Annotated in this window: 5 protein-coding genes; all 5 read left to right on the top strand. The window is 52.3% G+C overall.

Translation table 11 applies throughout. The features are described from left to right. The first annotated feature begins 50 nt into the window (after positions 1–50). The 5 genes from WJU22_RS24830 (at position 51) to WJU22_RS24810 (ending at position 16,592) form a co-directional block, all read left to right on the top strand. Positions 51–8,504 (top strand): RHS repeat-associated core domain-containing protein, encoded by an 8,454-nt coding sequence (locus WJU22_RS24830; RefSeq protein WP_341840864.1) that lies wholly within the window; start codon positions 51–53, stop codon positions 8,502–8,504. Between the two features lie 12 nt (positions 8,505–8,516). Next, positions 8,517–8,891: a hypothetical protein gene (locus tag WJU22_RS24825; protein ID WP_341840863.1), complete on the top strand. Its 375-nt coding sequence runs from the start codon at positions 8,517–8,519 to the stop codon at positions 8,889–8,891. 272 nt (positions 8,892–9,163) lie between these two features. Beyond that, on the top strand, positions 9,164–11,881 hold the full coding sequence (locus WJU22_RS24820) for a tail fiber domain-containing protein (RefSeq protein ID WP_341840862.1): 2,718 nt from the start codon (positions 9,164–9,166) through the stop codon (positions 11,879–11,881). 21 nt (positions 11,882–11,902) lie between these two features. Next, the gene (locus WJU22_RS24815; protein ID WP_341840861.1) at positions 11,903–14,548 is read left to right on the top strand and encodes a tail fiber domain-containing protein; all 2,646 of its coding nucleotides are present in this window, start codon (positions 11,903–11,905) and stop codon (positions 14,546–14,548) included. 22 nt (positions 14,549–14,570) lie between these two features. After that, positions 14,571–16,592, top strand: a complete 2,022-nt coding sequence (locus WJU22_RS24810) for a tail fiber domain-containing protein (RefSeq protein ID WP_341840860.1) — start codon at positions 14,571–14,573, stop codon at positions 16,590–16,592. Positions 16,593–16,596: the final 4 nt, after the last annotated feature.

Raw genomic sequence — 16,596 nt, 5'->3', positions numbered from 1 at the left:
ATTATGAATATCCCTGGCCTGAAATTCATTTACTCCCTGATAGCCGCCGCATGCCTGTTGCTGTTGGCCGCCCCCGTGCAGGCGCAGCAGAAAAAAGCATCGTCCTCAAGAAAGTGCTGGACGGCGCCGCCGGACAACTGGTGGCAGATTCCGCGATCACCGTGGTCGACAGTGCTTTTTCCAACGTCAGGATCGATACGCCGTACCCGGTCCGGAACATTATTACGTTCAGGATCAACGAATATTCCAACCGCTACATCCCCGGCCCGTTTTCGGCGGATGCACAGGTAAGGATTTACTATTACCTGCCCAACAACGTCGTGGATTCCGTAGACCAGCAGCTGTCTATCAACTACGATACAGCCAATACCTACCGGATGCGCAGCAGCTTCGTGTTCAACAACGCGCACAAGGTAAAGGTGAAAGTGATGAGCATTACCGCGCCGGCCAATATGCTGGCCGTGCTGATGCTGGAGAACGAGATGGAAGTGCAGCCCAGGTATAAGCTGGATTGCCATGCCCATGCAATAAAATCGATCAATTACGATTTGCCCCAGGGCCCCGGAACGCCCGACCAGCTGCTGGTCCACTGGCCCGTGGAAATTGGCGCGGATGCTTACGACCTGGAATGGACTTACGTCGATTCCAGCTCCCTCGCGTCCGGCAGGTACGGAACACCGTTGCAACCTGCACTGGTATTCGACAACAACACCACGCGCGTCACCGTCGCCGATAACAGCTACCAGGTGCCGTTGATGTATGACGGCAAAGGATCGCTCTTCTTCCGCGTGCGGGCCGTACAGGTAGGGGCGGACGACCGGCGGATCGAGACCGACTGGAGCTCGCAGCACGGTGCAACGGGGCAGTTCGAATTCGCAGGGCATCAGTCCAACCTCAACTGGCAATCTACCATCACTTTCGCTGAAGACGGCAAACGAAAAGTGGTGACGCAATATTTTGACGGCAGCCTCCGTAGCCGCCAGACCGTAACGAAAGACAATACCTCCCAAACGCTGGTCATCGCCGAAACGATGTACGACTACCAGGGAAGGCCGGCCATCCAGGTGCTGCCGTCGCCCACGATGCAGACGGTGATGCAGTATGTGAAGGGATTCAACCGCGGCATCAACAGCCCGGAATATGACAAGGATAAGTACGACCTGGTGGAAACACCGGCCGAATATCTCAGCGGCAGCGCGGCTCCCATGGACAGCGCATCCGGTGCCAACGCTTACTATTCCGCCAATAACCCCCTGGCCACGGTTGGCCATCACCAGTATATTCCCCAGGCGAAAGGCCGCGCCTTTACCCAAACGGAATATACGCCAGACAATACTGGCCGCATCTCCCGCCAGGGCGGGCTCGGCGAAACGTTTAAGCTGGGCAGCGGCCATGAGACCAAATATATCTACACCACGCCCAAGCAGGAAGAGCTGGACGCACTGTTCGGTACAGAAGTGGGCAACAGCTCGCATTATTTCAAGAACTCGGTAGTGGACGCCAATGGCCAGTATTCCGTAAGTTATATCGACATGCACGGGCGTACCATCGCAACGGCGCTGCAATCCGTAGCGCCCGGCGGCAACCTGGAAGAACTTCCCGAAACGGAGCGCCTGCCGGTGGTGGAATCCTTGTCGGGCCCCGGAAAAAATAAAGTGGACGAACGGAGCATTGTCACCCATTCCTCCATCAACGTTTCCGACACGGCGGATTATACTTTCGAATACAAACTGACACCGCCCGTGTTGCGCAAACAGGATTGTAACGGGCAGGATGTTTGTTATGTGGCCGGTTATGAACTGAATATCAAGGTGTTCGACGATGCTTTCAACCTGAAACTGACCGATCCCATCAATTATTCCTTCAACAATCTCGACGTTTCCAACCTGCCGGTTGCCTGTGGAACTACGCCTGCGCCGATCATCTATACCGTGACGCGCAAGCTTCCTCCCGGCAACTATACCATCACCAAAACGCTGACCATCAGCAAGGAAGCGATGGACCATTACCGCGACAGCATCTTCCTGCAAAGCAACGTCTGCACCACCATCGAGCAGATCGTGGAAGAGCGGCGCGCTTCGCTGCGGACCATCCAGTGCGTTCCCGATTGTGCGGGTTGCGTGGCGGCGATCGGTACCTGGGAAGCGTTCCGGGTGGATTATATGACGAAGGCCGGGATCCCCGTTGCGGATACTGCCCGCCATCGTGCGGCCGCTTCCACGGCTTACCAGGAAGCGATCCGCGGGTGCGACGAGCTTTGCAAAGGCCCCAACCCGCTGAACGAGATCCGCCGGAACATGCTGATGGACGTTACTGCGCCCACGGGCCAATATGCCGATCTGAGCAAAGAAGCGGAGACTTACAACATCTTCAACGGAGATAAATATAAAGGCGGAAACATCCTTTACCTCGACCTCAACGGCAATCGCGACACCGTTTGGAGCGCGTCCAAAGGCAAAATGGTGCTGCCCAACGAGCTGGAGCGAGATGAGTTCATGGCGGCTTTCAAATCGTCGTGGGCAGAAAACCTCCTGCCGCTGCACCCCGAATATTGCAGATTGGGCCATTATGAGGTGTACCGCACGGCCATCGATTGGCAGTTCGATTTCGAAAAAACGGAAACATATGCCGCTGCGGTGGCCAAAGGGTACCTGAACCCCGCGAACATGGCGGCCGTACCGTTCTCTTACGGGAACGACCCACTGGTGTCCATGACCGGCAACAAAGTGCCCGACGCCCTCAATATGACGGTTTCCGGCAGGAACATGTGGACCACCGCCACGGCCATGGTGCGATGCGGGGCCGGAGATCAGGCTTGCCTGGACGCCATCGCTACACCGGCCCTGGCATTCAACACGGCCAATACCTGCGCCGGCGACCTCGACATGCAATGGCGCAATTTCCGCAACGCCTATATCAATGCCCGCAACAAGATCATGATCGAAGCGGTGAACGCCCAGCTTTGCAACGCAGATATCGCACGGTTGATGAACGCTGGTTACGACATCCACATCCGCAATCCCCTCGATCTGTTGAACAACGCCGGTCTGGACGATTTCAAGAACGGAGGCGCGGCAGACCCGAACAAAGCGAATGCCCTGGCGCAGGGGAAAGAAGAACAGTTCTACGCGCAGAATTGCGAAAGTTATGTGCAGATCTGGGTCTCGCAATTGAAGCAATGCCAATTATATGATACAAACCTCATCAAATCCGAAATCATCCCGGAGCTGCTGAAAGTATGCCGGGAGGGCGCCGACAGGGATCACTATTATGGTGCCAGCACGGTGAAACCCTCCAGCAATTACCGTTTCCGGAGCTTCGACGATGTGATCACGGATTTCAATGTCCGTCATGGTATTACGGCCAACATGATGTGCAACGCCAACCTCATCACCACGCCGCTGCCGTATGGCAAGCAGCCGGTGCGCGCGGAAAAAATGACGTTCACGACCCCATCGGATTGCGAGTGCAAGACGCTGACGCTTTTGCAGAAGGAATACCAAACGATGAAAAAGGCGGCGGATACCACTTTCTCCGCCTACATCTTCCGGGTGAAAGGGGCCAACATTCCGCAGGCTACCCTTAATATTTTGCTGGAAACCTGCAATCCCAACCGCGACCTCACATGCAAATACCTTCCCAGTCCTGTTAAAATCCCCACGCTGATCCAGTGCGGGGTGGCACCGGCCTGCGTGTCGTGCGAGGAAGTGAAAGCGGTGTACGATCAATATGCGGCTTCCTATCCTGCGTTCCTGCCGGGGCTCGCCACGGTGGATTCGCTGCAACAGGCGAAGAACGATTTCTTTGCCCGCTACATGAACAACAAATTCGGCTACGGGCTGCTGGCGTACCAGTATATCCAGTTCATGGACAGCTGTACTGCACAGGGGCCGGGTGGTTATACTTCCGTTTGTGTGGAAGGAAGCTCCCGCAGCAAGCAACTCGTCAATACCTATACCGCCGGCGGAACGAATGTCATCAACGACATCCAGCGCACACACGACAACGGTTACATCATGGCCGGTTCCACGACAGGTTTGGGAAGTGGTGGTAAAGACGCATATGTCATCAAGACAGATAGCGTCGGCAATCTCCTCTGGGCGCGGACCTTCGGTGCCGAGGCCAACGACGAGCTGGTGCGCCTCAAGCGTACGGACGACGGCGGTTACATCGCCATCGGTACCACCAATTCCTACTGTTATGATTATGGGGCTATCCTCATCCTGAAGCTCGATGGCCAGGGGAACCTCGCCTGGAACAAAGCCGTGGATTTTGGTGCGAATTTCGGTGGAAAGGGGACCGACATCCTGCCGGTAAGCGGTAACCAGTATGCCTTTGGCGGTCTGCGGACCAACACTTCCGGCGTGGCTACCGATTGGGTGGCCGGGTTGCTGGATGCGCAAGGCGAAATCCAATGGCTGAAGCAGACCGGTTCTACGGAAGACCGCAGTGGCCTGCAGCTCGCCGTGCAGGGAGACATCCTCATCGGCGCCAGTTCCCTTCGCGGCAATGGCCAGTATGATGTGGCTACCATGGGCTGGAACCGTCATAACGGAACGTTACTCGGAATTACAGCCTACGATCTCGAAGGCCGCGACAACATGGCCCGCAACATCCTCACGACGCCCGAAGGCCTGAAAGTGGCCGTGGTGAACATGAGCGTCGGCAGCACGGTGAACGTGAACGGCGCCCTGCTCGATCTGCGTATGGACGGCTTCATGCTGCGGGCTTCCCGCGTCGGCGGGCCGGGCAATATCAACCCCGAGACCTGGTCGGTCGGAAAGGCCGCCGGTGGAGGGTATTTTGCTTCCCAATCAAACGAAGACGTATACTGGATGCGCCTCCGCGACGACAATACCGTTCAATGGGCGCGCCAGGTGCGCACGGGCGGTTCCGAGCGCCTGCGCAGCATCCTGAACAATCCGGAAGGCAGCATGGCCGGTGCCGGCGAATACAATGGCCAGACCGCCATGCTCATGCAAACGGATAATTATGGTAGAACGGGTTGCCGCGATACCGTGATCGGCCTGCAAACGACCGACATAACTGGTTCTTCCATGGCGAAAGCCGTGCCGGCACAGATCACCGTATCCCTGAAGAGCAGCAACCTGAGCATCGTGCATGTGGTGGAAACGACGAATTCCGCGGTGCAGACGGCGCTGAATTGTCCGGGTACGGATACCTGCACGCTGGTGCCCAACGGCCTGATGCTGTGTGGCAACGCATCGCCGGTGTTCGAAGATTTTGAGTTGGTGCAGAAAGACAATTGTACGGACAGTACCTACTACGCCCAATCCACGGGCAATGTGATCTACAAGGCCATCACCGATTCCATCCGCAACGACTTCGACCAGGTGTATGTGCAGATGGCGCAGCAGGCCGCGGGGATGGAGGAGTTCAAGGTTTCGTATATCAAGAGCGAGTACCACTATACTTTGTACTATTACGACCAGGCGGGGAACCTGGTGAAGACGGTGCCGCCCGCGGGTGTTGTGGTGAGGAGGAATAAATCATGGACGGATTCTGTGGCGGTTGCGCGGAAAGCGGGCGTGAAGTTGGTGCCTGCGCATGGGATGGCGACGAATTATAGGCATAATACTTTAAATCAACTGATAGCTCAAAGTACGCCGGATGCAAATACAACCTTGTTTTGGTATGACAGGCTCGGTAGATTAATTTTATCTCAAGACGCACAACAAGTACTGAATAATCTTTACGGGTATACTATGTATGATGATTTAAGTAGAATTACTGAAGTAGGTCAAATAACGAGTGCGTCAGGCATGTCGGTAGGAATAAGCAGGAATTATGATGCACTTCAAACATGGTTAGGTAATGTTGCCAACAGTCGTACTCAAATAACAAAAAATGTCTATGATGTAAAGCATATTCCATTCCAAGGTCTTGCACTTGATGCCAAAAACCTTAGAAATAGAGTTGCATGGTCCGCAGTTTATAATAATTCTTCAGATTTTAATCAGGGCAAGAGAGCATCAGGAACATTTTATAGTTATGATATTTTAGGAAATGTAGATGTTTTAATTCAGGATTTTAATTCTCAATCTACACTGGATCAAGGTAACCGATTTAAAAAAATAACATATTCATATGACTTAGTGACGGGAAAGGTTAACCAAGTAAACTACCAACCTGGTCAATGGGATGCTTTTTATCATAGATATAGGTATGATGCTGAAAATCGAATAACAGATGTCGAAACTAGCAAGGATAGTGTTTATTGGGAGAAGGATGCATACTATTCCTATTTTATGCATGGGCCTGTATCAAGGACAGTTTTGGGACAACAAGAAATTCAGGGTTTAGATTTTACTTATACACTAGAAGGATGGATCAAAGGATTAAACAGTACAACAGTTGCATCGAATTTTGATATGGGAGCTGATGGTGGTGAAGGATCTTTCGTAGCAAAAGATGGCGTTGGATTCGGTCTTTACTATTACGGCGATAATGAATATGTACCATTGAATGCTAATCAGCGAAAGCCGTTTGCTAGGATTGAAAGTTTGACCTCTCCGCTATTTAATGGAAATATAAGCGCTTTAAGTCAGAATATTCCAACCCTAGGAACTCCAATCTTGTACAATTATAAGTTTGATGTGCTAAGTCGAATCGTAGAGTTGAATGCCAGTAAGGGTATTAATTCTCAATTGAACCACTGGGAGCCAATTTTGGTTGATGATTTTAAAGAAAGAATAAAATATGATCCAAATGGTAATATTAAATTATTCAAGCGAAATGGTAATTCAACATGGGCTTCTAGGCCTCTTTCAATGGATGACCTTACCTATAGCTATATACAGAGCACAAATAAGCTTGATCATATTAGCGATGCGGTAGTTGATAGTGTATCATATGATGGTGATATAGATAATCAACAGCCAGGGAATTACAAGTATGACATGACTGGTAATTTAATACATGATATTAAAGAAGGATTGGTAAAAATTGATTGGAATTTATATGGTAGAATAGCGAAAATTGAAAAAACTGACGGAACAGAAATTTTATATTCTTATGATTTTAGAGGTAATCGAATTAGTAAAAAAGTTGGAGCAGTTGAAACCAGATATATTAGAGATCCAGGTGGGAATCTTTTGGGCATTTACATTGAAGGTGATATTAATCACAATGGAGGAATTCTAACGTTGACTGAAATTCCGCTAGTTGGAAATAAGCGAATTGGAATGCAGAAGTTTAATTTACAAGCTGGAAATAGATCTGCTGAGACTATGGTTAATCTACCTCTATTGGGGAACGGAATAATGACTGGGTTTGCTCGAAGGTATAAACAATTCGAAATTGGGAATCATTTGGGGAATGTACTAACAACTGTTTTTGATGTTAAGAAATCTATTTCACTCAACGGACTAGATATTGTGAGATATGAGCCAGTCATAAGTTCAGCCACAGATTACTATTCTTTTGGAATGATAATACCTGGGCGTTCATTCGAAACTGACGGTTATCGGTTTGGCTTTAATGGCAAGGAAAATGATAATGAGGTTAAAGGTGTTGGAGGTCAACAAGACTATGGGTTAAGGATTTACGACCCGCGTGTTGGACGGTTCTTATCATTAGATCCATTAATGCATAAGTATCCATACTTTTCTCCTTTCCAGTTCGCTGGTAATTCACCAATTAAATTTATCGATTTGGATGGTGCGGAACCATTGGGAAATCCGGCAGATTGGGTAACAATTAAAGATTCAGGGCCATTGAATTGGGGTAATAATTCAATGCAGTTAGTGCAAGATAAAACTGGTGCGCAATATTGGATTTGGACGGAAAGATATACCAAAGTAAATGGCAAATGGGGGTCATATACTGCACATAAATACTATTGGTATGACCCCAGTATTGTAATGTATACAGGAAAGGATGACAGAGATGGTTGGGTGCCGAAACCATTCTATGATGAGGGAGAACCCAATTCGCTGCAAAAGGGTTTATATGGATTTGCAGATGGAGCTCCAAATGTATTTATTTGGACATTGGCCGCGCCGTTTGCAATCCCACACCTCGTTGGACTCGCCGAAATAGGCCAGTTGGAATTCGCGAGAAGGCTTGGTGGTGCAAGTGCAGATGTCATATTTCAAACAATAACAAACAAAGGAGATTTGTCCAAGAATAATTATTGGAGTACAGTTGGTGAAATTGTTACTGGCAATCCATTTATGTCTTCTTTTATTGGTGCAATGGGTAAAGACGGAAGAATGTTTCATCCAAGTGAATTGGCTGGTAAGGATATTAAAGATTTAGGATTCGAAACTTTGATTGGCGGATTGGGTAATGTATTTGGTGGCTGGTTTACTGAGAAAGTGGTAAAGAACGGTAAGGTTACAGAGTGGGGAGCTAATTATTTAGTTAGCCTTTTGGGAGATATAAATGGTAACGGTCTTTCGTATATTGGTGATATTCTTAAGGAAAAGCAGGAACAAAAACTCGAGGCAAATAAAAAAAGGAGAAAAGCAATTAATAATTAATTAAAATGAATTATGAATAAGTATATCATTTATATAGTTTTATTGGTCTTATTAGTTGTAATCGGGATTCAGGCTTTGATCAAGACCAGAGATAGGGAAGTCGTTCGTAACCAAAGTATTATCGGAGAGGCGATAATAACGGATGTCTCGATAGCTAGTAGTTATCGAAGAGCTTTGACATACCAGTACGTTTTTGATGGACGACAGTATAAAGGTGAGAAACTGGTGAATAGTAGCGGAGGGTTTTTGTCATCAATTGTAGGGAAGTCCTTTCCCCTAGTAATTAATGGCGATAACCCGGAAAAAAGCGAGCTTTTAATCTTCAGAAAAGATTTTTCAGATTTCGATTTAGATTTTCCCGATAGCTTAAAGTGGGTCGAAGAATAATAGTAGTTAGGAATTATTTTGCGTATTTGATTGAACTAGGAATTGTATTATAAGACTGATTAGGATGTATTTGATGATCCACTAAAGCAATGGATTATTGTAAACAATTCGGTTATTGTGATTGAAGACCTTATGGCCATTTTCAAAATTTAAAGTCCGGCCTTAAAAATGGTCTATGCAAAGCAAGGGGTTGCCAATCTAAATTTACAATCTCGACTGAACGCAATAAGTATTTACTGAGTCTGATTAAGTGAATAAGTTATAAGTTAGTTATGTCCCGTACCCTCATCACCCTATCCCTCGTATTATCCGCGTCCCTCGCCGCGAAGGCGCAACATGTCTACTCCATCCGGGCAGACAGCGTGCGCATCTACAACGTCTGCGACACCGCCGAGCTCATCCTGGAAAACAAAACCCAGGGCGTGCAGGGATACCTCTATAACCGCGGCGCGGGGAGAACCGAGTTCCGCAAACTCAAAATGGTAGCCATCGGCAACAGCAAGCTCGCCATCGCCGGGCAAGACACCATCGACCTCGCCACGCTCACCCACATCGGCGGCATCGACACCGTGTACCGCTCGGGCGACAGCCTCCGCTTCGTGAAGCGGGGCATCGTCTCCAGCTTCTACGCACCGGCCACACAGGAAACCCTCCAGACCGTGACCGAGCGCAGCAATGTGTCGTCCCGCGATGGTGACAACCTCATCCTCAAACGTGCCACCACCGGCGCCGGCAACCTCGTGCTCCGGTTTAGGAACAGCGACAATTCAGACAGGGGATACATCGGTTACAGCGGTAGCAACCACAACTCGTTCGTCATCCATACCTACGATGGATCAATGACCGCCGTTTCCGGGAAATTGCAGGTGAATTCTCCGGTCGATAATGAACAAACCAATGGATTGATCGTTGGCGGCAATACTCGCACGATCGGTTTCTTCAAACAAACCTACTACCACCCGAACCCCGAAAACAACTCGGGCAACCAGCTCTGGAATTCGGTAGGAGGCGCCCAGCTCCGCGCCGACGCGGAATTCCGCTACAGCGCCAATGGTATCACCAAATACGATAACAATTATTCGCCCGGGGTTACTCTCGTGCGCGACAGTGCCTCCCTTGGCGAGCGGGTACCCAACTCATCGGGTTGGTACCTGAAGATCGCCTACGATTCCGCCAGCGCCCTGCCTACACCCGGGCTCGGCGGCTTCCGGGCCGATGTGCCCAGCCGGCGGAACTCGGTGTACGTATCGCGCATCAGGGCCAAACTGCCCGTGGGATACACTTTGCAAGTGGGCCTCGATCCTTTCGGGACGAGCAATTCCCACTATTTCCTCACCGATAACAAAGGCACCGGCAAGTGGGAAGACTACATCCATGTGCACCACGCCGGCAACCAGGGCACCTTCCTGCCGCTCGGCTATTATTACCTGAACGGCGCCCGGGGAAAGGTAACCTGGTACGTCGCCTACTTCGATATCAAGGAAACCACCGCCGCCGCCTGGACGGACTACGTTCGCCAGAACTACGCCACCGCGCGGCCGCTGGAGCTTTTCCTCAATAACGACAGCACCCGGCTGGAACAGGGAACGAATTATTCCATGCGGATCGTGACGCCGGGCGGACAAGTCCAGATCGGCGCGCAAAACAATTCCTACCTGCACTTCACGACCGACCGGGAGAACTTTTACTTCTCCCGCCCCGTGCTCGCCGTAGACAAACTGGCGATCTACAATTCCGGGCAGTCTCCCGCTTCAACAACGTATCTCGCCCAAACCGAAGGCCGTATCAACAACAGTCCGATCCTGACGCAGGCCAACGCAACCGGAAGTTTTATCCAGAACCAGGTTGCCAGCGCCCAAACAGGTGGACTGTGGACTACCAACTTCATCAAAACAAACAATTCATTTTCCAGCTCGATCGGAGCGGGTAAAGCGGGATTGATATTGAATAACGCTGCGGATGCATTGCGTTTCGGCATTGGATTGTCGAACGCGGAAAGCGGCGCTGGAACGGGAAGCGATTTCAGCATCTGGCGATATAGCGATGCGGGGGCATCCGGCTCCGCGACAGTTTCGATGACCATCACTCGTGCTACAGGCGCAGTGCGGTTTCCGGGGAGCGTAACGATGGGGAATGATTCCAGGATCGCCGCCGATTCCACGGGTATGGCCACCTATTCCTACCTCGGTTTTCACGATAGAACGGGAAGCCGTTACGGGTATGTGGGAAAGGGAAGTCTTCTCAATAATGATGTCCACATAAAAAGTGATTTGGGCCGCGTTGTGCTTTTCCCCAAGAACAGCACTACGTCATTTGCAGTGGACGACACTACTGTGCGTTATAACGGCGGGGAATTCCATATGGTTAACGCCTCGAAGAATATTATCCATTTCGTTAATGTAGCGGCAACCGTTGCAAAACCTACGCTGGTGACGCGAAGCCCCGGTACCAAAATCGTCCTGTACCCCAATGTCGGCGCTACGACTGTTGATTACGCCATGGGGACCGAGGAAGGGGCGATCTGGAGTTCCGTAAAAGACAATTCCGCCAGTTTCAAATGGTACGCCGCCACCACCAACATCGCTACCCTCGCGGGATCCGGTAACTTTACCGTGACCGGCTCATCCACCGCTACGGCGTTTTACCAATCCTCCCTCCGAAGCCTCAAGAAAGATATCCAACCCTTCCAGTCGTCCGCCCTCGGCATTCTGGGCAAGGCACAGGTGCGCACATTTATTTTCAAGGCTGATAGCACAGGCCATCGCAATATCGGCTTCATCGCCGACGAAGTACCTGCCGAAATGGCGACGCCAGGCCGCAATGGTGTAGACCAGGCCAGCACCGTGGGCCTGCTCGTGAAAGCCGTTCAGGAACTGGAAGCGAAAAACAATAAACTGGAAAACGCCAACGCTTCCCTGCAACAGCAGAACCAGGCACTGGAAAAACGACTCCAGGCCATTGAAGCATTCATCAAAAAACAGTCACAGTAAGCGAATACGAACCGAAGAACTATGTTATCCCGTACCCTCGTCACCCTATCCATCCTCCTCACCGCATCCACAGCGGCGAAGGCGCAACATGTCTACTCCATCCGGGCAGACAGCGTGCGCATCTACAACGTCTGCGACACGGCCGAGCTCATCCTGGAAAACCACACCCAGGGCGTTACGGGCTACCTCTTCAATCGCGGCGCCGGTAGAACCGAATTCCGCAGGTTGCAATTGAAAAACCTCGGCGGCACGCGCATCGCCATCGCGGGGCAAGACACGCTCGACCTCAGCCAGATGAGCGGGATCGGGGGGATCGATACGATTTACCGGTCGGGAGACAGTATCAAATATCTAAAGAAAGGAGTGACCACCACCGTGTTCGCGCCGCGTGTTCCTGGACTTGAAGCTGTGTTGGGCACAGGGAACCAGGCCACAAAGAATATCATTCTCGGAAATCACATGAGCGATATCCAGTACTTTTATCAGGTGAACCGCCTGGTAAGGGGGATCGGCTTCACGGGATATATGGTTATCGGAGATTCCGGCTCCAAAACAGGAACGTCCATCGTATCGAGAAACGCGGTTCCGAACGAATCGAAGTTGTTGATACTCGACAATGCCACCAACGAGCCCTGGTATTCTCCTAACAACGGCGCCAATTATTACCGGATGTGGCACGAGAATAACCTCACGCCTGCCGCCATTTCCGCTGCCCCAGCAGCCGGATCCGCATCATACATCCAGAACCAGATGTCGCCCACTCCCCAGGAAGCCGGTTTCCACATCACCGGAAGAGGACTTACCCGCGGTATGCTGGAAGTGAGGAAGAATGGGGCCGACACCGTGTCTGACGGCATCATGCTGCGCACCGCCAACGTCGGGTACGGCGCAAATTTCCAGCTGACCGCCGCAACCGTTCCCGGTCTTGCTACCTGGGTAAACACGGGCTCGGCATGGGTAAAACGCATGGAAATCGCGCCTAACGGGTACGTTTCCTACGAACGGATGGTGGAATATGGATTTACGGGCGAAAAGATGTCCCAGCGCTTCAACGCCATCGGCTTCAACAGGAACGTCTGGAACGGCGTTATCTACGATACCTCGGCATACGCTTTCCAGTTCACGCATAGCGCCACGGGGTCGCCCGCAACAGACAACCTGGGATTGTCGGTGTATAACCGTCAGGGTGGGGAAGTCAATAACATCGCGCTGGCCGTCAATGGACTGGGAAATATCGGTCTTTCCGAAAGGCAGCCCTCGGAAAGGCTACAGGTGGCGAACGGAGAAATATATGTAAAGAGCAACGGTAATAGCAATAGCGCCGTGCATAAAGGGATTAAATTCGGGACGGACAACGATCTCGGATACTCCGCGATCCGGGCCTGGAGAGGCGCCACCAGCAACCGGATCGGGCTGTCGTTCATCATCTCCAACCCAACCGGGCTGGCAGAAGCCATGCGCCTGACCGAAGACGGAAGATTGGGCATCGGGATGGTATCTCCCACACAGGCATTGGACGTAAACGGCAACATCATGACGCGGGGAACGGTCATCACCGGCAAGATCACCTCCGGCAATTCCGACAGCAGCTTGCAGATGTATGGCGGTGGCACGAATTATGGTGGAGAAATTAATCTGTTCGGTGGCTTGAACGGGGGACGGATGACCTTCCATACCGGCACGAGTGCCGGCTCCCAACCAGAAAGAATGCGCCTCGATGAGCAAGGCCGCCTGGGCATCGGGACCTCCAATCCCCAATACAAACTCCAGGTACAGGGCCCGGCGCAGATCAACGGGTATGTACACACGAATATCATTATGCCGACTATGTCAGACAGCAGCCTCCATCTCATCGGCGGCAGCATTAGCCAGGGTGGACAGATCGGGCTGTTCAGCGGCACCAAGGGCGGACTGATCGTTTTTTATGCAGGTACCGGCACCAGCCAGCAACCCGAAAGAATGCGCATCAGCGCAAATGGCAACATGGGCATCGGTAACAACAACCCTTTCTTTCCCGTTCACGTCAGCACCGGCAATACGGCCGGAATGGCCGTCCAGAATACCGAGACGCTGAGTGCTTCTTCCGGGGCCTATATGCGGTTGTATAACAGCGGCACGCCTTCCGCGGCCAACCAGCGCCTCGGCTCCGTGCTGTATGGCGCCAATACTTCCGGCACCACCTACGTTCCGGGCGCACAGATCGATGCGGTAACGGAAAGCGCCTGGACGGGCACCTCCCATCCCACATCCCTCGTTTTTTACAACACGCCTGTTAATGCCGTGGACGTCACCGAAAAAATGCGGCTCACCTCCGCCGGGAACCTTTCCACCACCGGCGCAGTAACCGCTACGGCTTTCTACCAAACGTCGCGCCGCGAACTGAAAACACAGATCGAACTCTTTGCAAAATCCGGCCTGGACGTATTGCGCAACGCCACCGTCCGCACCTTCAGGTTTAAGGCAGACCAAACGCAGCTGCATATCGGTTTCATCGCCGACGAAGTGCCCGGCGAAATGGCGACGCCCGGCCGCCAGGGCGTGGACCAGGGCAATACCGTAGCCCTGCTCGTGGCTGCCGTTCAGGAGCTGGAAAAAAAGAACAAAACCCTTGAAGATAAACTGGAGGCCCTCGAAGAAATAATCCGGGAGCTGAAGGATAAACGATAGCAACAGATAGAAACCGAGTCATATGAAATTGTCCCTTACCGCTTTCCTGGTGACGCTGGCATGCGTTACCGGCACCATCTCCACCGTCAAAGCCCAGCACGTGTACCAGATCCGTGCCGACAGTGTGCGGATATACAATGTTTGCGACACCGCCGAGCTGATCATCGAAAACCGTACCCGTGGCGTGTCTGGCTATCTTTTTAATAAAGGTGGCGGGCGAACGGAGTTCCGGAAGATCGACCTCGTTCAGGTTGGTGGGTCGAAGCTTGCCATCGCCGGTCAGGATACGATCGATCTGGCACAGTTGAGCGGGGTGGGAGGGATCGATACGATCTATCGTGCCGGAGACAGCATCCGGTACGTGAAAAAGGGCATCACCAAAGGCGTGTACGCGCCCGTGCTCGCCAGCGCCGACCTCAATCTGCAGGCGGTTACGACCCGTGGATCGAGCACTACCCAAAACATCCTGTTCAATGCGCCCATGGCCAATCCTTCAAACGGACTGATGTGGCAGTATAATACCGATAGCTGGAGAATGTATGTAGAATCCTTGCAGGACAAGCCTTCCGGCAATCTCATCTTTGAAGCGAAAGACGATATCGGGGAAGGATGGGTGTTCCGGCACGTGCTGTATTCGCCGCTGGATACAACTTCGGTGCTGTCTATGGGACGCGACAGGTTCCTCTACATGGGGGACCAGATCTGGCATGCAGGGAACCACGCGGCAGGGGCGTTATCGACCAAAACGTTCACCACGGCGCAGGTACCTGCATCCATCGAAACCAACGCCTCCGGCCATGTGACCGCCATCTCCACGCGGATGCTCACGCCGGCGGATATCGGTGCACTGTCTTTAGGAGATGGGATCGGGAGAATAGCCAGAACCACCAATCCAACATACCTCGATCCCCATACCGGGAATCTCGATTCGATCGCCAACTCCGGGATTTTCCATATCGGCGTGGCGAACAATCGTCCCTCCACCCAACCTGCGTTCCTGTTTGCCGGCGGCAACAATACGGGTGCCAGCAACTTCAAATTCCAGCTGCTCGGTGCCTACAGTACCGAAGACGAAATGTTTTACCGCCAGGGCAACCCTTCGGCAACATGGGGGAACTGGTACCAGGTAGCATCCCGCCAATGGACGGATGCTTCGTTTATCCGCAACGGAACTGCAGCGCAAACCGCCAATTTCAACATCACGGGCACGGGAACCATAGGCACCACAATTTCCCAGCTGCTCCTCAGTAATAACAGTAATGCAGGCCTCACGCTCATCGGCGGCTCTACGGCACCTTCCGGCGGCAGGGGCGGGCAGATCGTGCTTTTCGGAGGCACGCACCCTTCCAACGCCGGGCAGATCACGTTCCATGCCGGGCTGGGATCGGGCGGAACGCAACAGAACGAAGTGATGCGCATCATGCAAGACGGTAAAATCGGCATCGGTACCATGAGCCCTTCCGCCAAGCTCACCCTCGGCATTACCGATGTCATCGGCGAAGTGGGCCGCATCGGTTTCGATGTTGGGCCCGACCAGCGCGCATACCTGGGCGCTTATCGCCATACCGCCGTGGGCCAGGAAACCGATCTGTTTTTTGGTACGATGTCTACCGAGCGGATGAGGATCAAGCACAACGGCTATGTCGGCATCGGCACCAACGCCCCCGCGAGCCTCCTGCATGTAAACGGAAACGTCACTGCCACGGCATATTATCAATCCTCCCTCCGCAGCCTGAAAAAGGAAATTCAACCCTTCGCCGGCAGCGCCCTCCGGATCCTGGGCAGCGCCAAAGTCCGTTCGTTCATCTTCAAAGCCGATACCACCGGCCATCGCAGCATCGGCTTTATCGCCGACGAAGTACCGGCGGAGATCGCCACGCCAGGGAACAACGGGGTAGACCAGGCGAACGTTGTAGGCCTGCTCGTAAAGGCCATCCAGGAACTGAAAGCCGAAAAAGACGCCATGGAAGCACAACTGAAGGCGAAGAACGAAGCGCTGGAAGCCCGGCTGAGCGCCATTGAAGCATTACTGAAATCAAAATAAACTA

Origin of the sequence: Chitinophaga caseinilytica (assembly GCF_038396765.1) — a bacterium.
Lineage (GTDB): Bacteria > Bacteroidota > Bacteroidia > Chitinophagales > Chitinophagaceae > Chitinophaga > Chitinophaga caseinilytica.
The sequence above is the reverse complement of the archived record's forward strand: the minus strand, read 5'-3'. Positions and strand labels throughout refer to the sequence as shown.

What these genes read in the sequence shown, in the direction of transcription:
- WJU22_RS24830 (WP_341840864.1), top strand. Translation starts at nt 51, where the DNA reads ATGCCTGTTGCTGTTGGCCGCCCCCGTGCAGGCGCAGCAGAAAAAAGC.
- WJU22_RS24825 (WP_341840863.1), top strand. Translation starts at nt 8,517, where the DNA reads ATGAATAAGTATATCATTTATATAGTTTTATTGGTCTTATTAGTTGTA.
- WJU22_RS24820 (WP_341840862.1), top strand. Translation starts at nt 9,164, where the DNA reads ATGTCCCGTACCCTCATCACCCTATCCCTCGTATTATCCGCGTCCCTC.
- WJU22_RS24815 (WP_341840861.1), top strand. Translation starts at nt 11,903, where the DNA reads ATGTTATCCCGTACCCTCGTCACCCTATCCATCCTCCTCACCGCATCC.
- WJU22_RS24810 (WP_341840860.1), top strand. Translation starts at nt 14,571, where the DNA reads ATGAAATTGTCCCTTACCGCTTTCCTGGTGACGCTGGCATGCGTTACC.